The sequence below is a fragment of the Nocardioides sp. NPDC000445 genome (assembly GCF_040300245.1).
In the GTDB taxonomy this organism is placed as follows: domain Bacteria; phylum Actinomycetota; class Actinomycetes; order Propionibacteriales; family Nocardioidaceae; genus Nocardioides.
In genome coordinates this window covers 40275-58173 of the sequence record NZ_JBEPDH010000008.1, presented here as the reverse complement: position 1 = coordinate 58173, position 17899 = coordinate 40275, and the positions used below count along the sequence as shown (strand labels likewise).

General features: G+C 71.2%; 12 protein-coding genes and 1 riboswitch. Of the genes, 10 read left to right on the top strand and 2 right to left on the bottom strand.

The genetic code is table 11. The features are described 5' to 3' along the window. Nucleotides 1-69 precede the first annotated feature (69 nt). The 5 genes from lon to ABT304_RS12455 all read left to right on the top strand — a co-directional run bounded on the left by lon (nucleotide 70) and on the right by ABT304_RS12455 (nucleotide 6412). Nucleotides 70-2394, top strand: coding sequence for an endopeptidase La (lon, locus tag ABT304_RS12475; RefSeq protein ID WP_350715548.1), 2325 nt, complete (start codon nucleotides 70-72; stop codon nucleotides 2392-2394). A gap of 68 nt (nucleotides 2395-2462) precedes the next feature. After that, complete coding sequence (locus ABT304_RS12470; RefSeq protein ID WP_350715546.1) at nucleotides 2463-3014, top strand: isochorismatase family protein; 552 nt, start codon at nucleotides 2463-2465, stop codon at nucleotides 3012-3014. Further along, on the top strand, nucleotides 3011-3922 hold the full coding sequence (locus tag ABT304_RS12465; protein ID WP_350715544.1) for a GlxA family transcriptional regulator: 912 nt from the start codon (nucleotides 3011-3013) through the stop codon (nucleotides 3920-3922). Before ABT304_RS12470 ends, ABT304_RS12465 begins: the two co-directional genes overlap by 4 nt. A 94-nt stretch (nucleotides 3923-4016) precedes the next feature. Further along, nucleotides 4017-4156: riboswitch (SAM riboswitch) on the top strand. An 11-nt stretch (nucleotides 4157-4167) separates the two neighbouring features. Then, nucleotides 4168-5439 (top strand): threonine synthase, encoded by a 1272-nt coding sequence (gene thrC / locus ABT304_RS12460; RefSeq protein ID WP_350715542.1) that lies wholly within the window; start codon nucleotides 4168-4170, stop codon nucleotides 5437-5439. 52 nt (nucleotides 5440-5491) lie between these two features. Beyond that, nucleotides 5492-6412, top strand: coding sequence for an SGNH/GDSL hydrolase family protein (locus tag ABT304_RS12455; protein ID WP_350715541.1), 921 nt, complete (start codon nucleotides 5492-5494; stop codon nucleotides 6410-6412). Between the two features lie 118 nt (nucleotides 6413-6530). On the opposite strand, the gene ABT304_RS12450 is transcribed toward ABT304_RS12455, so the two are convergent. Together ABT304_RS12450 and ABT304_RS12445 are read right to left on the bottom strand one after the other, a co-directional pair. After that, the gene (locus tag ABT304_RS12450) at nucleotides 6531-8132 is read right to left on the bottom strand and encodes an AMP-binding protein (RefSeq protein WP_350715540.1); all 1602 of its coding nucleotides are present in this window, start codon (nucleotides 8130-8132) and stop codon (nucleotides 6531-6533) included. A gap of 89 nt (nucleotides 8133-8221) precedes the next feature. Next, nucleotides 8222-9790: an AMP-binding protein gene (locus ABT304_RS12445; protein WP_350715538.1), complete on the bottom strand. Its 1569-nt coding sequence runs from the start codon at nucleotides 9788-9790 to the stop codon at nucleotides 8222-8224. A 114-nt stretch (nucleotides 9791-9904) separates the two neighbouring features. Between ABT304_RS12445 and ABT304_RS12440 the strand changes: the two genes are divergently transcribed. From ABT304_RS12440 to ABT304_RS12420, 5 genes are all read left to right on the top strand, one after another. After that, nucleotides 9905-13741, top strand: coding sequence for a Pls/PosA family non-ribosomal peptide synthetase (locus tag ABT304_RS12440; protein ID WP_350715536.1), 3837 nt, complete (start codon nucleotides 9905-9907; stop codon nucleotides 13739-13741). A gap of 15 nt (nucleotides 13742-13756) precedes the next feature. Then, nucleotides 13757-15091, top strand: coding sequence for a M1 family metallopeptidase (locus ABT304_RS12435; RefSeq protein WP_350715534.1), 1335 nt, complete (start codon nucleotides 13757-13759; stop codon nucleotides 15089-15091). 27 nt (nucleotides 15092-15118) lie between these two features. Further along, the gene (locus tag ABT304_RS12430) at nucleotides 15119-15640 is read left to right on the top strand and encodes a GNAT family N-acetyltransferase (protein ID WP_350715532.1); all 522 of its coding nucleotides are present in this window, start codon (nucleotides 15119-15121) and stop codon (nucleotides 15638-15640) included. Nucleotides 15641-15712: 72 nt separating this feature from the next. Beyond that, on the top strand, nucleotides 15713-16411 hold the full coding sequence (locus ABT304_RS12425; RefSeq protein WP_160026872.1) for a response regulator transcription factor: 699 nt from the start codon (nucleotides 15713-15715) through the stop codon (nucleotides 16409-16411). Then, a complete protein-coding gene (locus ABT304_RS12420; protein ID WP_350715530.1) occupies nucleotides 16408-17823 on the top strand; it encodes a sensor histidine kinase in 1416 nt (471 codons plus the stop codon). The genes ABT304_RS12425 and ABT304_RS12420 overlap by 4 nt, the downstream gene beginning before the upstream one ends. The last annotated feature ends 76 nt before the right edge of the window (nucleotides 17824-17899 follow it).

Sequence of the window (17899 nt, the reverse complement as noted above, 5' to 3'; positions counted from 1 at the left end):
CGGAGGGAACATCCGGTTGCTCCCAGAAGTTGAGCCAGTATCACTCAACTCTTCTAGGAGGGTCCGCAAATGGACAAGCTTCCTGTGCTGTTCGTCTCGGATGCCGTGGTCCTGCCGGGGATGGTCGTGCCCATCGAGCTCGACGAGGCCGCGCAGGCTGCGATCGACGCCGCCCGGGCCGGCTCGGAGAGCCGGCTGCTGGTCGCGCCGCGGCTGGGGGACCGGTATGCGACGTACGGCGCTGTGGCCACGATCGAGCGCGTCGGCCGGTTCCGGGGCGGTGAGCCCGCGGCGGTGCTGAGGGCCGTCGGCCGCGCGAAGATCGGCTCCGGCGTGACCGGCCCCGGTGCTGCGCTGTGGGTCGAGGTCGAGACCGCGACCGAGACGACCACGGAGCACGCGAAGGAGCTGGCCGAGGAGTACAAGCGGCTGGTCGTCGCGGTGCTCCAGCGTCGAGAGGCGTGGCCGGTCATCGACCAGGTCAACCGGCTCACCGAGCCGTCCGAGATCGCCGACACCGCCGGCTACGCGCCCTACCTCGACGACGAGGCGAAGCGTGAGCTGCTGGAGACGCCGTCGGTCGAGGAGCGGCTCGAGAAGGTGATCGCCTGGGCGAAGGACTACATCGCGGAGTCCGAGGTCAGCGACAAGATCGCTGAGGACGTACGCGAGGGCATGGAGAAGACGCAGCGGGAGTTCCTGCTGCGCCAGCAGCTCGCCGCGATCCGCAAGGAGCTCGGCGAGGGCGAGCCCGAGGGCTCCGATGACTACCGGGCCCGCGTCGAGGCCGCCGACCTCCCCGAGGCCGTACGCGAGGCCGCGCTGCGCGAGGTCGACAAGCTCGAGCGTGGTTCCGAGCAGAACCCCGAGACCGCCTGGATCCGCACCTGGCTGGACACGGTGCTGGAGCTGCCGTGGTCGGTCCGGACCGAGGACTCGACCGACGTGGTCGCGGCTCGTGAGGTTCTCGACGCCGACCACCACGGCCTCGAGGAGGTCAAGGACCGGATCGTGGAGTACCTGGCGGTGCGGACCCGGCGTGCCGAGCGGGGCCTGCAGGTCATCGGTGGCCGTGGCTCCGGTGCCGTGGTGCTGCTCGCCGGCCCGCCAGGGGTCGGTAAGACGTCGCTGGGTGAGTCGGTCGCGCGTTCGCTCGGACGGAAGTTCGTCCGGGTCGCGCTGGGCGGTGTCCGCGACGAGGCCGAGATCCGTGGTCACCGGCGCACCTATGTCGGGGCTCTGCCCGGCCGGATCGTGCGGGCCATCAAGGAGGCCGGCTCGATGAACCCGGTCGTGCTCCTGGACGAGGTCGACAAGGTCGGCTCGGACTATCGGGGTGACCCTGCCGCCGCGCTGCTGGAGGTGCTCGACCCGGCGCAGAACCACACCTTCCGCGACCACTACCTCGAGCTGGACCTGGACCTCTCCGACGTCCTGTTCATCGCCACCGCCAACGTGGTCGAGCAGATCCCGTCGGCGCTGCTGGACCGGATGGAGCTGGTCACGATCGACGGCTACACCGAGGACGACAAGGTCGCCATCGCCCGTGACTTCCTGCTGCCCCGGCAGCTCGAGCGAGCCGCGGTGACCTCCGAGGAGGCCGCGGTCAGCGACGACGCCCTGCGTGAGCTGGCCGCGAACTACACCCGCGAGGCGGGCGTACGCCAGCTCGAGCGGCTCATCGCCAAGGCGCTGCGCAAGGTGGCGACACGGCTGGCCACCGGTGCGGAGCACGTCGAGATCGGCCTGGACAACCTCAAGGACCTGGTCGGACGACCGCGGTTCACGCCGGAGTCGGCGGAGCGTACCTCTGTCCCGGGGGTCGCCACCGGACTGGCGGTGACCGGGCTCGGTGGGGATGTGCTCTTCATCGAGGCGTCCTCGGCCGAGGGGCAGACCGGCCTCAACATCACCGGTCAGCTCGGCGAGGTGATGAAGGAGTCCGCGCAGATCGCGCTCTCCTTCGTCCGCTCGCACGCCGCCGAGCTGGGCGTCGACCCGGCCGTGCTCGACCGCTCGCTCCACGTCCACGTGCCCGCGGGTGCGGTCCCCAAGGACGGCCCGAGCGCTGGCATCACGATGGTCACCGCCCTCACCTCTCTCGCCACCGGTCGCCCGGTGCGCAGCGAGGTCGGCATGACCGGTGAGGTCTCGCTCTCCGGCCGGGTGCTGCCCATCGGTGGCCTCAAGCAGAAGCTGCTCGCCGCCCAGCGAGCCGGCCTGACCGAGGTCTTCGTGCCGCAACGCAACGAGCCCGACCTGGACGAGGTGCCCGACGAGGTGAAGCAGGCTCTGAAGATCAACCTGGTGAGCGATGTCAGGGATGTCGTACGCGGCGCCCTCGCGCCTGCCGAGGGAGAGGCCACCACCCAGAGCACGGTTGCTGCTGCCTGACCGGATCGTTCCGGATGCTGCCCGCTTGATGCCTCGTGCGTCGAGCGGGCAGCTCGCACACTGGGGGCATGAGCAACCGAGCGCTTCTCGTCATCGACATCCAGGAGTCCTTCCGCCAGCGGGAGGTATGGCAGCAGACTCTTCACCCCGACATCGCCGACCGCGCCGACCGGCTGGTGAGTCTCGCGCGGGCCGCGGGCGACCTGGTGGTCTGGGTGCTCCACACCGAGCCCGGCAGTGGCGGCGTCTTCGACCCGGAGTCGGGCCACGTTCGCTACCTCGACGGGCTCAGCGGCCCCGAGCCGGGCGATGTCGAGCTGCGCAAGACCGCCCACAACGCCTTCACCACGACCAACCTGCAGCAGGTGCTGACCGAGCGCGGGATCACCGAGCTCGTGGTGTGCGGGATCCGCGCCGAGCAGTGCGTCGAGACCACCGCGCGGGTCGGCTCCGACCTCGGCTACCGGGTCACCTATGTCGCCGACGCCGTCACCACCGAGCCGCTGGGCGGCCTCTCGGCCGAGGAGGTCGTGGAGCGTACGAAGCTCGTGCTCAGCGGCCGGTTCGCCGAGATCGCGACCATCGACGATCTGGAGGCTGTGGCAGCATCTGCGGTATGACCGCGGTCGTGTTCGTGCTGCTGCCCGGCGTACATCTGCTCGACCTCGCCGGGCCGGCACAGGCGTTCCACACCGCGGGCAGCCTCGGACACCCCTACGACCTCGCGTACGTCGCGGGCGCCGAGCCGGGGGAGGTGCTGTCCGCACAGGGTCTGCCGCTGACGGCCACCGCGGAATGGCCCGATCTCGACTCCGGTGACCTGCTCGTCGTGCCGGGCTGGCGGGCGGCGTACGACCTCGTCGCCGGACCCCGGCTCAGCCGTGAGGCCGCCGAGCGGCTGCGTGCCCATCATGCGACCGGGGGCGAGGTGGCCAGCGTCTGTGCCGGCGCCGACGCCCTCGGGCAGGCGGGCCTCCTCGACGGACGTCGCTGCACCACTCATCACGATCTCCAGGACGCGCTGTCACGGCGCTACCCGAAGGCCCGGGTGGTGCGCGACGTGCTCTTCACCAGCGATGACCGGATCGTGACGTCAGCGGGCATCGCCAGCGGCATCGATCTGAGCCTGCACCTGCTCGCGGTACGCCACGGACCGGCGCTGGCGGCCCGCGTGGCCCGCGACATGGTCGTCTACGCGCGGCGCAACGGGGACCAGCCGCAGGAGAGCGTCCTGCTGCGCCACCGGAACCATCTCGACGACACCGTCCACCATGTGCAGGACGTCATCGACGCCCGGTTCGCCGAGCCGCTGCCGCTCTCCGCTCTGGCGGACGGTGCGGGGGTGAGCGAACGCACCTTGACCCGCGCCTTCGTCGCGGCGACCGGTCTGACTCCGCTCCGCTACCAGCAGGCTCTCCGTCGCGAACGGGCCGACCATCTGCTGGCCGTGGGCACCACGATGGAGTCGGCCGCGCGAGCGGTCGGTTTCGACGACGCTCGGATGCTGCGCCGCCTCCGCGCCCGCTGACCGAGGACCCGTCGGTGTCCAAATGATGGACAGTTGGTCCGCGGAGTGGAACCCGGGTGTGTTTCAGGCAAGTTGCCTGCCGTACGATCGGTATCGCTCATCGAGAGGGACTGAGGGAACGGCCCAGTGAAGTCCCGGCAACCGACCACGAGCCTCCTCCCGGCCATCGGGTAGGGCGTGGAGCAGGTGCTAATTCCGGCCCGGCGCGAGAGACGTGATCGGGGAAGATGAGGAGGAGGTTTCTCATGAGCGCTGCGACCACGGAGACGAAGGGCCTGCGCGAGGGCGCTTTCGGCAACGCCTCGGCGCTGTCGTGCCGGGAGTGTGTGCACCAGATCGAGCTCGGACCGCATTACGCCTGTCCGGAGTGTTTCGGGCCACTGGAGGTGGCCTATGACTTCCCGGCCGTGACCCGCGAGGAGATCGAGGCCGGACCCCGCAACATCTGGCGCTACAAGGCCCTGCTGCCGGTGCCCGACGACATCGAGCAGAGCCCCAACACCGAGCCCGGCTTCACCCGGCTGCTGGACGCGAAGAACCTCGCGCGTGAGCTCGGCATCGAGAAGATCTGGGTGAAGGACGACTCGACCAACCCGACCAACTCCTTCAAGGACCGCGTGGTCGCCTGTGCTCTGAGCGCCGCCCGCGAGCTCGACGCCAAGGTCTTCGCCTGCCCCTCGACCGGCAACCTGGCGAACGCCGTGGCCGCCGCCGGCGCCCGCGCCGGGATCCCCACCGCCGTCTTCATCCCCAGCAACCTCGAGCAGCCCAAGCAGGTCAACTCCGCCGTCTTCACCGACAACCTGATCGCCGTCGACGGCAACTACGACGACGTCAACAAGCTCGCGCAGGAGATCGCCGCGGAGGAGGACGGCTGGGCGTTCGTGAACGTCAACGTACGTCCCTTCTACGCCGAGGGCTCCAAGACGCTCGGCTTCGAGATCGCCGAGCAGCTCGGCTGGCGCCTGCCTGACCAGATCGTCATCCCGGTGGCCTCCGGATCCCAGCTGACCAAGGTCGACAAGGCCTTCAAGGAGCTGATCAAGCTCGGTCTGGTCGAGGAGAAGCCCTACCGGATCTTCGGCGCCCAGGCCACCGGCTGCAACCCGGTCGCGACCGCGTTCAAGGCAGGCGTCGACGCCATCCGCCCGGTCAAGCCGGACACGATCGCCAAGTCGCTCGCCATCGGCAACCCGGCCGACGGCATCTACGTCCTCGACGCCACCCGCTCCTCCGGCGGTGCTGTCGAGGAGGTCACCGACGACGAGATCCGCGCCGCGATCGTGCTCCTGGCCCGCACCGAGGGCATCTTCACCGAGACCGCCGGCGGCACCACGCTCGCGGTCACCAAGAAGCTCGTCGACAACGGTCTCCTCGACCCGAGCCTGGAGACGGTGATCATCAACACCGGCCACGGTCTCAAGACGCTCGACGCGGTCAGCGGCATCGTCGGCCCCCGCGCCACCATCGCCCCCAACTACGACGCCTTCGAGGAAGCCGGGCTCTCCCAGGCGTAGGACCTTCGTCAAGGAACCTTGCGTTCACACTCGTGCGCTACAGATAAGGAATGTGAGCAGCGCGAAGACGAGTGAAGAGGCCAGGTGGCTCGGCATGGTCGCCGCCACCGCTGGAGTCGCCGGCGCAGTCGGTGTGGTGGGTGCGGCGGCCGGTGCCGGGTTCGTGACGTTGCTGAAAAGACAGGCGGCGCACGCGCGCGACGTGATCGGCAAGCCGCTCGGCGAGGAGGCGATCGACGCCGACAAGGTCTACAAGAAGACCTACGGAGGTACGCCGGTCGAGCTCCTCATCCTCGGCGACTCGATCGCCGCCGGGCTGGGCGCGGAGACCAGGGGCGGCACCCTCGGGGCCCGGCTGGCCAAGGGCACGGCCAAGGCTCTGCTGAGGCCGGTGCGGCTACGTACGGCGGCCGTGGTCGGCGCCGAGACGTCGATGGTCCCCGCGCAGCTCGAGTCGCTGCCGGAGGGTTACCGGCCTGACGTGGCGGTGGTCATCGTCGGTGGCAACGACGTCACCCACCGGGTGCCGCAGAAGGACTCCACCCGGGTGCTGGGGGAGGTCATCGACGCCCTGCGCGAGCGTGGCGCCGAGGTCGTGGTCGGAACCTGCCCGGACGTGGGTGCGGTACGCCCCCTGCCTCAGCCGCTGCGCTCGCTCGGGCGCAGGATCGCCAAGCAGCTGGCTGAGGGCCAGCGGGAGACCGCGCTGGCCAAGGGCGCCCACGTGGTCTCGCTCTCGGATGTCGTGGGCCCGTTCTTCATCACCAACCCCGACGAGATGTTCGCGATCGACCACTTCCATCCCAGTGCGATGGGCTACAAGCGCACCGCCAAGGCGATGCTGCCCTCCGTCCTCGCCGCCCTCGGGCAGATCCAGCAGGTCCCGTTCGGACACCACCTGCCCGAGCTCCCGCCCGAGGCGACCGAGCCGCCGGATCCTGACACGAACACCGGTCGAGTCGGCTCGTCGTAACGCGCCGACTCGGCGCGTCTGCCCCGCAAAACGATCCCGAGTCGGCGCGAATGTCCCAAGCAGCTGGGACATTCGCGCCGACTCGGCGTCCGGCGGCGGGGCAGTTGCGCCGACTCGGCTACTTTTCGGCTGCCACGTCGTCCGGGCTCTTGCCGCCGGTACTGAGCATGTCGGCGGTGAGGCCGGTGGCGGCGCGGTAGTCGACGGTCCCCGCAGGCGTACGCGGCACCGACTCGACCAGCAGGACGAGCTTGGGCTCGTGCGACTCCCCGAGCCGGTCGCGGGCGTGCTTGCGCAGGTCGGCGGCGGTCGTCTCGGTCGAGGGGGTCAGCTGCACCAGCGCCGCGACCTGCTGGCCCCAGCGCGGGTGGGGCATGCCGAAGACGGCGGCGTCGACGACGTCCTCGTGGGCCAGGAGCACGCCCTCGATGGTCTCGGGGTGGATCTCGAGGTCACCGGTGCGTACGAGCGTGGCAGCCCTGCCGAGCAGGGTGATCGAGCCGTCCTGCTCGCGGCGGGCGAGATCGCCGGGGAAAGTCCAGCGGCGGTTGTCGATCAGCTTGATCGCGGTGGCCGAGCGGGCGTTGTCCTTGTAGTAGCCGAGAGCCGACGGGCCGGAGCGGGCCAGCAGGCCCTCGACGCCGGGAGCCGCCGGGGTGAGGTCGGGGTTGAACACCTCCACCTCCGGGCCCACCATGAACCGCGCCTCGCCGGGCACGAGCGGGGATCCGTCGTCGGCGCGGGAGCCGGTGACGCCGGTCTCGAGGGTGCCGTAGGAGTCGACGATGACCCGGCGGGCGAAGGCGTTGCGCAGGGTGCCGAGGACGCCGTCGGAGAGCGGCGCCGCAGTGTTGGAGACCCCGGCGAGCGAGCGCAGCGGCCAGCGCTTCTTGCCGGTCAGCCGGGCGTTGGCCACGGGCCGCGCCTGGGCGTCGCCCAGCAGCGTGATCGCGGTCGCGCCGGCCTGCTCGGCGAGGTCGAGGAAGGCCTCGGCGGAGAAGGTGGGCGAGGTGTCGAGCACCGCGGTGCCGCCTGAGACCAGCGCCCGCAGGAGCAGCAGCTGGCTCTGTCCGTGCAGCAGCGGACCGCCGGCGAGCAGGACGACACCCGAGTCGCGAGCGGCCGCCTCCGCGGCGAGGCCCTCGACCGACGGGATCGGTGCGTTGCGGCGGACCGTGTTCAGCGCGGCCCAGATCAGGTCCTCCTGGCGCCAGACCGCACCCTTCGGGGTGCCCGTGGTGCCGGTGGTGAAGATGATGTGCCAGTCGCCGGGCGTACGTCCGACCGTCGGCCGTTCCTTGGACGCCGCGGCGACCTTGGCGTCGTAGTCGGGACCCAGGACGACGCGGTGGTCGAGCCTCAGGTCGAGCTCGTCGAGGTCGTCGGTGAACTCGGGGGAGACGATGGCTGCGACACAGTCGGTGGCGGCGTACGTCCTGGCGAGCTCGTCGCGCCGGTAGGCGTGGTTGATGTTGACCGGGATGGTGCGGGCCTTGAGGCACCCGTAGAGGGCGTCGACCCACTCGATCCGGTTGGTCGCGTGGACGGCGACCTGGGCACCCGGCTCGAGGCCGACGCTCAACAGGTGATTGGCCAGGCGCGTGGCACGCTCGTCGATCTCGGCGTACGAGTAGGTGCGGTCGGAGGTGACGACGGCCGTGCGATCGGGGATCGCGTCGGCCATCGCTTCCAGGATGTCGGGCAGTGTGAGGGGGATCACGGCGGACACAGCGACGTACGTGCCTTCCAATTGATAGAGCCAGGGGTAGGGCCGTACGGCACCGAACCGTACGTCCGATCAGCCGGCCGTCACGTACGCGCCTCGAGCAGCTCCGCAGCGACCGTAGCGCTGGCACGATAGTCCACCTTGCTCACGGGCGTGCGGGGGACTCGCTCCACGAGCAGGATGTCCTTGGGCACCTTGTAGGCGGAGATGAGGCTGCGGCAGTGCTCGCGAAGCGCATCGGTCGAGGTCGCGGCGCCGTCGCGGAGCTGCACGAGAGCGGTGACCTGCTGGCCCCAGCGCTCGTGTGGGGTGCCGACGACCGCGGTGTCGAAGACGTCGGCATGACGCAGCAGGACCGACTCGACCTCCTCGGGGAAGACCTTCTCGCCGCCGGTGTTGATGCAGCCCGACCCGCGGCCGAGGACGGTGATCGAGCCGTCCTCCTCGCGCCGCGCGAAGTCGCCCGGGATCGACCAGCGCTGCCCGTCGACCTCCTTGAACGTCGCCGCGGTCTTCACCGGGTCGTTGTAGTAGCCCAGCGGGATCGACCCGGTGCGCGCGAGCATCCCGGTCTCACCCGGCGCGCACGGCCTCATGTCGGTGTCGAAGACCTGTACGTCCATCCCGACCTGGAACTTCGGCGCGGCCTGGACGCCCTCATTGCCGTCGTCGACCTGCATGCCGGCCGCCCCGGACTCCGAGGCGCCGTAGGAATCGAGGATGTAGCGACCCGGCAGCGCCTCCCGGAGCTGGGCGCGGACCCCCGCGGAGAGCGGGGCGGCACCGTTGGAGACGGCGAACAGGCTGCTCAGGTCCCAGCGCTCCGGCTCCCGCAGGATCGCCTCGGCGACCGGGCGGCCCATGGCGTCGCCCAGGAAGGTGAGCGAGTTGACCCCGGCGGCCTGGACCAGGTCGAGGATCGTCTCGGGCGACCAGGTCGGCTCGGTGTAGAGCGAGACCGTGCAGCCGGCGACATGGCCGTTGCCCATGATCCACTGGCTGCCGCCGTGCATCATCGGGCCGCAGGCCAGCAGCACCATCGGCGACTCCTGCGCCGCGGCCTCCTGGGCGAGCTGCTCGACGGTGTCGAAGGGAGCTCCGAACCGGCTCGCGTTCATCGCGGCGCGGATGATGTCCTCCTGGCGCCACACGACGCCCTTCGGCATCCCGGTGGTGCCGCCGGTGTAGATGACGTAGCGGTCGTCGGCGCTGCGCTCGATGTCGGGGCGCTCCTTGGAAGCGGCGGCGACCGCGGCGTCGTACTCCTCGCCCAGGACCAGCGTCGGGATGCCCAGGCCGAGCGCGGCGACCGCCTCGACGTGCTCCGGTCCGATGATCGCCGCGACCGCGTCGGAGTTGCGGTAGAGGTGGTCGAGCTCGTCGTGGAGGTACTTGTGGTTGATGTTGATCGGCACCGCCCGCGCCTTCATGCACCCGTAGAAGGCGTCGACCCACTCGATCCGGTTGCGGGAGTGGACGGCGACGTGGTCGCCGGGTTCGATGCCCTGCCCGAGGAGGTGGTTGGCCAGCCGGGTCGCGCGCTCGTCGACCTCGGCGAAGCTGTAGGCGTGTTCCATCGTGAACACGGCGGTGCGGTCGGGGATGGCGTCGGCCATCGCCTCGAGGACGTCGGGGAGAGTGATCGGGGTCACATCACCGAGTGTGGCAATTAGAACGTGTTCTCGTCTACGGGTTCGCGAAAACCTTTCCAAGACGTACGCCGGGACAACCCGCCCGGTTCGCTTTGGGTGACCGATGATGTCAGGGTGACCGATCCCCTGCTGCGAGGAGACCTCGCGCCTGAGCCTCGGACGCTCGTGGCCATCTTCCGGGCCACCGCGGCCCAGGTGCCCGACGAGCCGGCGGTCGACGCGGGCAACGGGCTGCTGACGTACGCCGAGCTCGAGGAGGCCGCCGACGGGCTGGCCGCCGAGCTCAACGCCGCCGGGATCGGGCCGGGGGACAAGGTCGGGCTGCGGATCGCGAGCGGCACCACCGACCTGTACGTCGCGATCCTCGGGATCCTCTGTGCGGGTGCTGCCTATGTGCCGGTCGACGCCGACGACCCCGAGGAGCGGGCCCGGCTGGTCTTCGGCGAGGCGCAGGTCGCCGCGGTGGTGACCAACGACCTGCGGGTCACCACGGTCGGGACCAGAGAGGCGCGTGAACCGGAGGAGCCGTCGACCGACGACGACGCCTGGGTGATCTTCACCTCCGGGTCGACCGGCACCCCGAAGGGGGTCGCGGTGACGCATCGCAACGCGGCGGCGTTCGTCGACGCCGAGTCGCGCCTCTTCCTCCAGGACGCCCCGATCGGGGTCGGCGACCGGGTGATGGCGGGTCTCTCGGTGGCCTTCGACGCGAGCTGCGAGGAGATCTGGCTGGCGTGGCGCTACGGGGCCTGCTTGGTCCCGGCCCCACGGGCGCTGGTGCGCTCCGGGGTCGACGTCGGTCCGTGGCTGGTCGCCAACCAGATCACCATCGTCTCGACGGTGCCCACGCTGGTCGCGCTGTGGCCGCCGTCCTCGCTCGACCGGGTGCGGCTGCTGATCACCGGCGGCGAGGCGATCCCGCCCGAGCTCGCGGCCCGACTGGTCACGCCCGAGCGGGAGGTGTGGAACACCTACGGCCCGACCGAGGCGACGGTGGTGGCCTGCGGTGCCCGGCTGACCGCGGAGGGACCAGTACGCATCGGCCTCCCGCTCGACGGCTGGGACCTCGCCGTCGTCGACCCTGCCACGGGCCTCCCGGTCCCCGAGGGCGAGACCGGCGAGCTGATCATCGGCGGCGTCGGCCTGGCGCGCTACCTCGACGCGGCCAAGGACGCCGAGAAGTACGCCCCGATGCCCTCCCTCGGCTGGGAGCGCGCCTACCGGTCCGGTGACCTGGTCGTCAACGACCCCGCCGGGCTGCTCTTCGGCGGGCGCGCCGACGACCAGATCAAGCTCGGCGGCCGGCGCATCGAGCTCGGCGAGATCGACAGCGCACTGCTCCAGCTTCCCGGAGTCGTCGGGGCGGCCGCCGCCGTGCGGAGGAGTGCCGCGGGCAACAGCCTGCTGGTCGGCTATGTCACCGTCGACGACACCTTCGACCAGGCCACCTCCGTCGCCCGGCTCCGGGCCGACATGCCGGCGGCCCTGGTTCCACGGCTGGCCGTGGTCGACAGCCTCCCGACGCGTACGAGCGGGAAGGTCGACCGCGACGCGCTGCCCTGGCCGCTCGCCTCCGCCGCAGGTTCGGGTGAGGGGCTCAGCGACACCGAGGCCTGGCTGGCCGGGCTGTGGAACGACGTCCTGGGCGCCGAGGTCACCGGGCCGGCGGCGGACTTCTTCGACCTCGGCGGCGGCAGCCTGACCGCGGCCCAGATGGTCAGCCTGATCCGCGAGCGCTTCCCCGAGGTCGCGCTCGGCGACATCTACGACCAGCCGAAGCTCGGGGCGCTGGCCACCTACATCGACGAGATGGGCAGCTCTGCCGCGCTCTCCGAGCACGAGGTGCCGGCCGTACGCCTCAAGACCCAGGTCGCTCAGGTGGTCGCCACCATCCTGCTGCGCTGCCTCGCGGCACCGCGCTGGCTGACCTGGATCGCGCTCGGGACGACGCTCGCCCACCCGTGGGCGCCCTGGCTGCCCTCGCTCAGCTGGTGGATCCTCGTGCCGGCCGTCCTCACCTTCCTGACCCCGCCCGGCCGGATGCTGCTCGCCGCGGGCGCGGCGCGGCTCATCCTGCGCGGCGTACGTCCGGGGGAGCACCCCCGCGGCGGCAAGGTCCATCTCCGGCTCTGGCTGGCGACGCACGCCGTCGACGAGCTCGGCGCCCACGGTCTCGCCGGGGCACCCTGGATGCTCTGGTACGCCCGGCTGCTCGGCGTGCGGATGGGCAAGAACGTCGACCTGCACAGCCTCCCGCCGGTCACCGGCATGCTCACCCTCGGCAAGGGCTGCTCGATCGAGCAGGAGGTCGACCTCTCGGGTCACTGGATCGAGGGCGACGTGCTCCATCTCGGTGCTGTCGAGGTGGGCGAACGGGCCAGGGTCGGGGCCCGGTCGACGCTGCTGCCCGGCTCCCGGGTCGGCGACGACGCCGAGGTCGGACCGGGGTCGGCGGTCTTCGGCGTGGTACCGGTGGGCGAGTTCTGGTCTGGTTCGCCGGCGGCTCGTGCCGCGCGGGAGGCCCGCGGGCCGTGGCAGCCGCCCCAGGCTCGCGCCCAGGTCTGGATGCTCCTCTACGGCATCGCGGCCGGCGTCCTCGCCCTGCTTCCCGCGGTCGCCATCGGCGTCGGGGTGCTCGTCGGCGTCGCTCTCGCCGGCGTGCCCACCTCCTACACCGACATCGGGGCGCTGCTGGCCTGGAGTCCGGTCGCGGTCGTGGCCGGCTTCGCCACCCTGGCGACACTGATCTGGGCGGTGGTGCGGCTCGCCGGTCTGGCGATCGCCCCCGGCGTACATCCCGTACGCAGCCTGGCCGGTGTCGCGGTCTGGTCGACGATGCAGGTGCTCGACGAGGCCCGCACCTGGCTCTTCCCGCTCTACTCCTCGACGCTGACGCCACTGTGGCTGCGGGCGCTGGGCGCGAAGATCGGCAAGCACGTCGAGGCCTCGACGGTGCTGATGATCCCCGGGCTGACACAGGTCAACGACCAGAGCTTCCTGGCCGACGACACCCTGATCGGCGGCTACGAGCTCGGCGGCGGCTGGCTGCGGGTCGAGCGGGTGAAGATCGGCAAACGGGCCTTCGTCGGCAACTCCGGCATGGCCGCACCCGGCCGCAAGGTGCCGAAGGCGTCCCTGGTCGCCGTGCTCAGCGCCGCCCCGCGCCGCAAGCGCGCGCAGAAGGGCGAGAGCTGGCTCGGCTCGCCGCCGGCGCCGCTGCGCCGGGCGGCCGGGGAGGCCGACTCGGGACGTACCTATGACCCGCCGGGACGCCTCGAGATCGCGCGGGCGCTCGTCGAGCTGGCCCGGCTGGTGCCGCAGACGCTCGCGGTGCTGCTCTACGCCGGGGTGGCCTATGTGCTCGTCAGGATCTGGGAGGCGACGGATCTCCTCGTCGCGATCCTGGTCGCAGGACCGGTGCTCGCCGCAGCCGGAGCGGTCGCCGCCGGCATCACGGTGGCGGCGAAGTGGCTGCTCGTCGGCCGGATCCGGGCAGGGTCGCACCCGCTGTGGAGCTGGTTCGTGTGGTCCAACGAGCTGGCCGACACCTTCGTCGAGGTGCTCGCCGCGCCCTGGTTCACCGGCGCCGTGTCCGGGACCCCGGTGCTCAACCTCTGGTTTCGAGCGCTCGGCGCGAAGATCGGCCGCGGCGTGTGGATCGAGACCCATTGGCTCCCCGAGACCGACCTCGTCGAGGTCGGCGACGGCGCCACGGTCAACGCCGGCACGGTCGTGCAGACCCACCTCTTCCATGACCGCGTCCTGGCCCTCGACGAGGTCGTCCTCCGGCGCGGCGCCACGCTCGGGCCCAACTCGGTGATCCTGCCCGCCGCCGCCATCGGCCGGCACGCGGTGGTCGGCCCGGTCTCGCTGGTCATGCGCGGGGAGAGCCTCCCGGACAAGACCCTGTGGATCGGCAACCCGATCGGTCCCTGGGACCAGGCCGGCTGAGCGGATGCCTCTAACATGACCGCCGTGCCGAAGCTCCCCACAGCAGACCCCTACCTCTCAGGTCACGGGGACCTGTCCTGGAGCGCGACCCACTACGACCTCGAGCTCACCTACGATCTGGTCGGCAACCGGCTCGCAGGCACGGCGACGATCCGTGCCGTCGCCGTCGACGACCTCAGCCGCGTCGTCCTCAACCTCTCCCACCTGCGGGTGCAGAAGGTCGCGATCGACGGCCGCCCGCCGGCGAAGTGGTCCCACCACGACCACCGCCTGGTACTGAACCTCCGCTCACGGATCGCTGCCGGCGAGGAGTTCGTGGTCACGGTCAGATACTCCGGCAAGCCCCGTCCGGTGGTGCTCTCGCACCACGGCGACGCCGGCTGGGAGGAGCTCGACGACGGTGTCATCGTCGCAGGTCAGCCGCATGGTGCGCCGACCTGGTTCCCGTGCAACGACCGCCCCTCCGACAAGGCCCGCTACGCGATCAGCGTGACCACGGCGCCGGGCTATGCGGTCGTCTCCAACGGCGAGCTGACCTCCCGCGTACGCCGCGGCAGCGGGGAGACCTGGCGCTACTGGCAGGCCGAACCGATGGCGACCTATCTGGCCACGGTGCAGATCGGGCGCTACCGGGTCGTCGACATCGCGCCGGCCGAAGGGCCGGGCGGCCGGGTGCCGATCCGGGCTGCGTACCCGGTCGACGCCACCGCCGGGTTCGAGGCCTCCTTCGGGCGCCAGCGGGAGATGATGGCCTACTTCACCTCGGTCTTCGGGCCCTACCCGTTCGCCTCCTACTCCGTCGTGGTCACCGACGACGAGCTCGAGATCCCGCTCGAGTCGCAGTCGCTGTCGACCTTCGGGCGCAACCACCTCACCGGCGAGTGGTCGGAGGTACGCCTCGTGGCCCACGAGCTCGCCCACCAGTGGTTCGGCAACGCGGTGACGTTGCGCGAGTGGCGTGACATCTGGCTGCACGAGGGTTTCGCCTGCTACAGCGAGTGGCTGTGGTCCGACGCCTCCGGCGGCCGTTCGTGCGGCGAGCACGCGCGCCATCACCACCGCCGGCTGTCGGCGCTGGCGCAGGACCTGGTCCTCGCCGACCCCGGTCCCGCGGACATGTTCGACGACCGCGTCTACAAGCGCGGCGCGCTCACCCTGCACGCCCTGCGACGCACCGTCGGCGACGAGGCCTTCTTCACGATCCTGCGCACCTGGGTGGCCCGGCACAGCGGGGGATCGGTCACCACCGCCGACTTCGAGGCCCTCGCGGCCGAGGTCTGTGGCCGCGACCTCACCCCGCTCTTCGACGCCTGGCTGCTGCGGGCGGCGCTGCCCGACCTGCCCGCCTGATTGTCGCTCTGTCGTATTTTGGGGCTCGTGCCCGAGCTGACCTTCCGTGACGCCAACTTCGCCGACGTCGAAGCCCTGGTCGGGCTGATCGAGTCGGCCTACCGCGGCGATGCCTCCCGTGCCGGCTGGACCACCGAGGCGGATCTGCTCGCCGGCCAACGCACCGACCCCGACGGCGTACGTGAGGTGATCACCGCTGCGGGGTCTCGCCTCCTCGTCGCCGAACGCGCCGGCGAGATCGTCGCCTGCTGCCAGCTGCAGAAGCGAGAGGCGTACGTCTACTTCGGCATGTTCTCCGTCTCGCCGCAGCTGCAGGGAGGCGGCGTCGGCAAGGCCGTCATGGCCGAGGCCGAGCGGATCGCGCGCGAGTGGGGCGCGGCGGAGATCAGGATGACAGTGATCCGCCAGCGCGAGGACCTGATCGCGTTCTACGAGCGGCGCGGGTTCGGGCGTACGGGACGCTTCGAGCCGTTCCCCTACGGCGACGAGCGTTTCGGTCGCCCGCTGCGTGACGACCTCGAGTTCGCCGAGCTCGCGAAGCCGCTCTGACCCGGCCCCGACCAGGCTCTGCCGAGCCGGGGCTTTCATCTCCTCTCAGGATCCCGAGGGATCCTGAATCGCGTGACCACGACCTCAGCCGAACCTGTCCGGGTGCTGCTCGTCGACGACGAGCCGGACGTGCGTACGAGCCTGAAGGGCGGCCTCGCCTTCGAGGGGTACGCCGTGACCACCGCCGCCGACGGGGGCGAAGCGCTCGGACGGCTCTCCGAGGACGTACCCGACCTGGTGATCCTCGACATCGGGCTGCCCCACATCGACGGGCTGGAGGTGTGCCGGCGGGTGCGCTCGCGGCACCTCGACGTACCGATCCTCCTGCTCACGGCCCGTGACGGCACCGAGGAGCGGGTGACCGGTCTCGACGCCGGTGCCGACGACTACCTGGTCAAGCCGTTCGCCCTCGAGGAGCTGCTGGCCAGGATGCGTGCGCTGCTGCGCCGTAGGGGCGGCGCCGGGGACAGGCTGCTCCGCTTCGCCGGGATCGTCGCCGAGCCCGCCCTGCGCGAGGTCACCGTGGACGAGCGCCGCGTGGACCTGACCCGCACCGAGTACGACCTGCTCGAGCTCTTCCTCCAGAACCCGCGCCGCGTGCTCTCCCGCGACACCATCCTTCGCGAGGTCTGGGGGCTGGACTTCGACTCCGGCTCCAACACGCTCGACGTCTTCGTCGGCTGCCTGCGCCGCAAGACCGAGGCCGGCGGCGGGCCCCGCCTGATCCACAACGTCCGCGGTGTCGGCTACGTCCTGAAGGAGCCGTCGTGAGGCAGTGGCCGATCCGGGCTCGGATCGCGCTGCTGTCGGCGGTGGTGGTGGCTCTGGCGATCGTGATGGCGAGCGTGTTCGCGTGGACCGCCACCCGAGCGACCCTGCTGCGACAGATCGACAGCTCGCTCGGCGACCGGCTGCTCATCCGGGGCTCGATCGACGCGAACGGCACCCGGGTCACGGCACTCAGCGAGGGCCTGACCGAGCGGATGTGCGAGGACCCGCCGGCGCTGCCGCCGGAGCTGGAGGCGGAGGACGCGCCGGTGCCGCAGGTGCAGCTGCTCAGGGGTGACGGATCGATCTGCCTGCTCGGGAAGAAGGAACGGCTGGTCGAGCCCAACGCCGAGGAGCGGGCGGTCGCCGAGTCCGGTCGCGGCGAGGTCGTCCGTGACACGTCCACCGACCAGGGCACCCGGGTCAGGGTGCTGACCAAGGCGGTGGAGCCGGGGCTCGCGGCCCAGTCGGTGCGCTCGTTGGAGGAGGTCGACGCGACCCTGCGCAGCCTGGCCGGGCTGCTCGGCCTGGCCAGCCTGCTCGGGGTGCTGTTCGCGGCGTTCGCCGGCATGCTGCTGGCCCGCTATCTGGTGGGCCCGATCGAGCGGCTGACCACGGCCGCCGAGTACGTCGCCGCCACCGACGACCTCGACGTACCGCTCGATGTCGACAGCGCCGAGGGCTCCCGCGACGAGGTGGCCAGGCTGAGCACCGCCTTCCGCGCCATGATGACCCGGCTGGCCGGCTCCCGGCGGCGTCAGCAGCAGCTGGTCGTCGATGCCGGACACGAGCTGCGGACCCCGGTGACGAGCCTGCGCACCAACGTCGAGTGGCTGATGCGGCTCGACGACAGCGGCCGCCCGCTGCCGCCCGAACAGCGGCGCCGGGTGGCGCAGGCCGTGCTGGGCCAGGTCGAGGAGCTCGCCGACCTGGTCACCGAGCTGAGCCACATGGCCCGGGGCAACGGCGACAACGGCGACGACGCGGCGACGGGCCCGGTTCAGGTCGACGAGGTCGTGCTGCGAGCCGTCGAGCGCGCCCAGCGCCGCGACCCGGCGCGCCGTTTCGATCTCGACCTCGAGCCGCACCGGATCACCGGCGATCCGGCGGCCCTCGAGCGAGCGGTGGTCAACCTGCTCGACAACGCGCTGAAGTTCTCCGACGGGCCGGTCTCCGTCGTGGTTCGCGACGAGGAGGTGTACGCCGCCGACCGCGGCCCCGGCCTCTCCGACGCCGAGGCGGCGCACGCCTTCGAGCGCTTCTGGCGCGCCGATACCGACCGCGAGCTGCCTGGTTCGGGCCTCGGGCTGGCGATCGTCGCGGAGGTCGCCGCGCGCCACGGCGGCACGCCGTTCTTCCGCGCTCGCGAGGGCGGCGGGAGCGAGGTCGGCATCCGGTTCTCCGGCCGTCGCTGAGCTCTCTGAGTCTCTTCACAGACCTCTCAGGTTGCCCAGCGAAGACTCACAAAGCGGACTCCTAGCGTCGCCCTCA

What these genes read in the sequence shown, in the direction of transcription:
- ABT304_RS12465 (WP_350715544.1), top strand. Translation starts at nt 3,011, where the DNA reads ATGACCGCGGTCGTGTTCGTGCTGCTGCCCGGCGTACATCTGCTCGAC.
- ABT304_RS12435 (WP_350715534.1), top strand. Translation starts at nt 13,757, where the DNA reads ATGACCGCCGTGCCGAAGCTCCCCACAGCAGACCCCTACCTCTCAGGT.
- lon (WP_350715548.1), top strand. Translation starts at nt 70, where the DNA reads ATGGACAAGCTTCCTGTGCTGTTCGTCTCGGATGCCGTGGTCCTGCCG.
- thrC (WP_350715542.1), top strand. Translation starts at nt 4,168, where the DNA reads ATGAGCGCTGCGACCACGGAGACGAAGGGCCTGCGCGAGGGCGCTTTC.
- ABT304_RS12470 (WP_350715546.1), top strand. Translation starts at nt 2,463, where the DNA reads ATGAGCAACCGAGCGCTTCTCGTCATCGACATCCAGGAGTCCTTCCGC.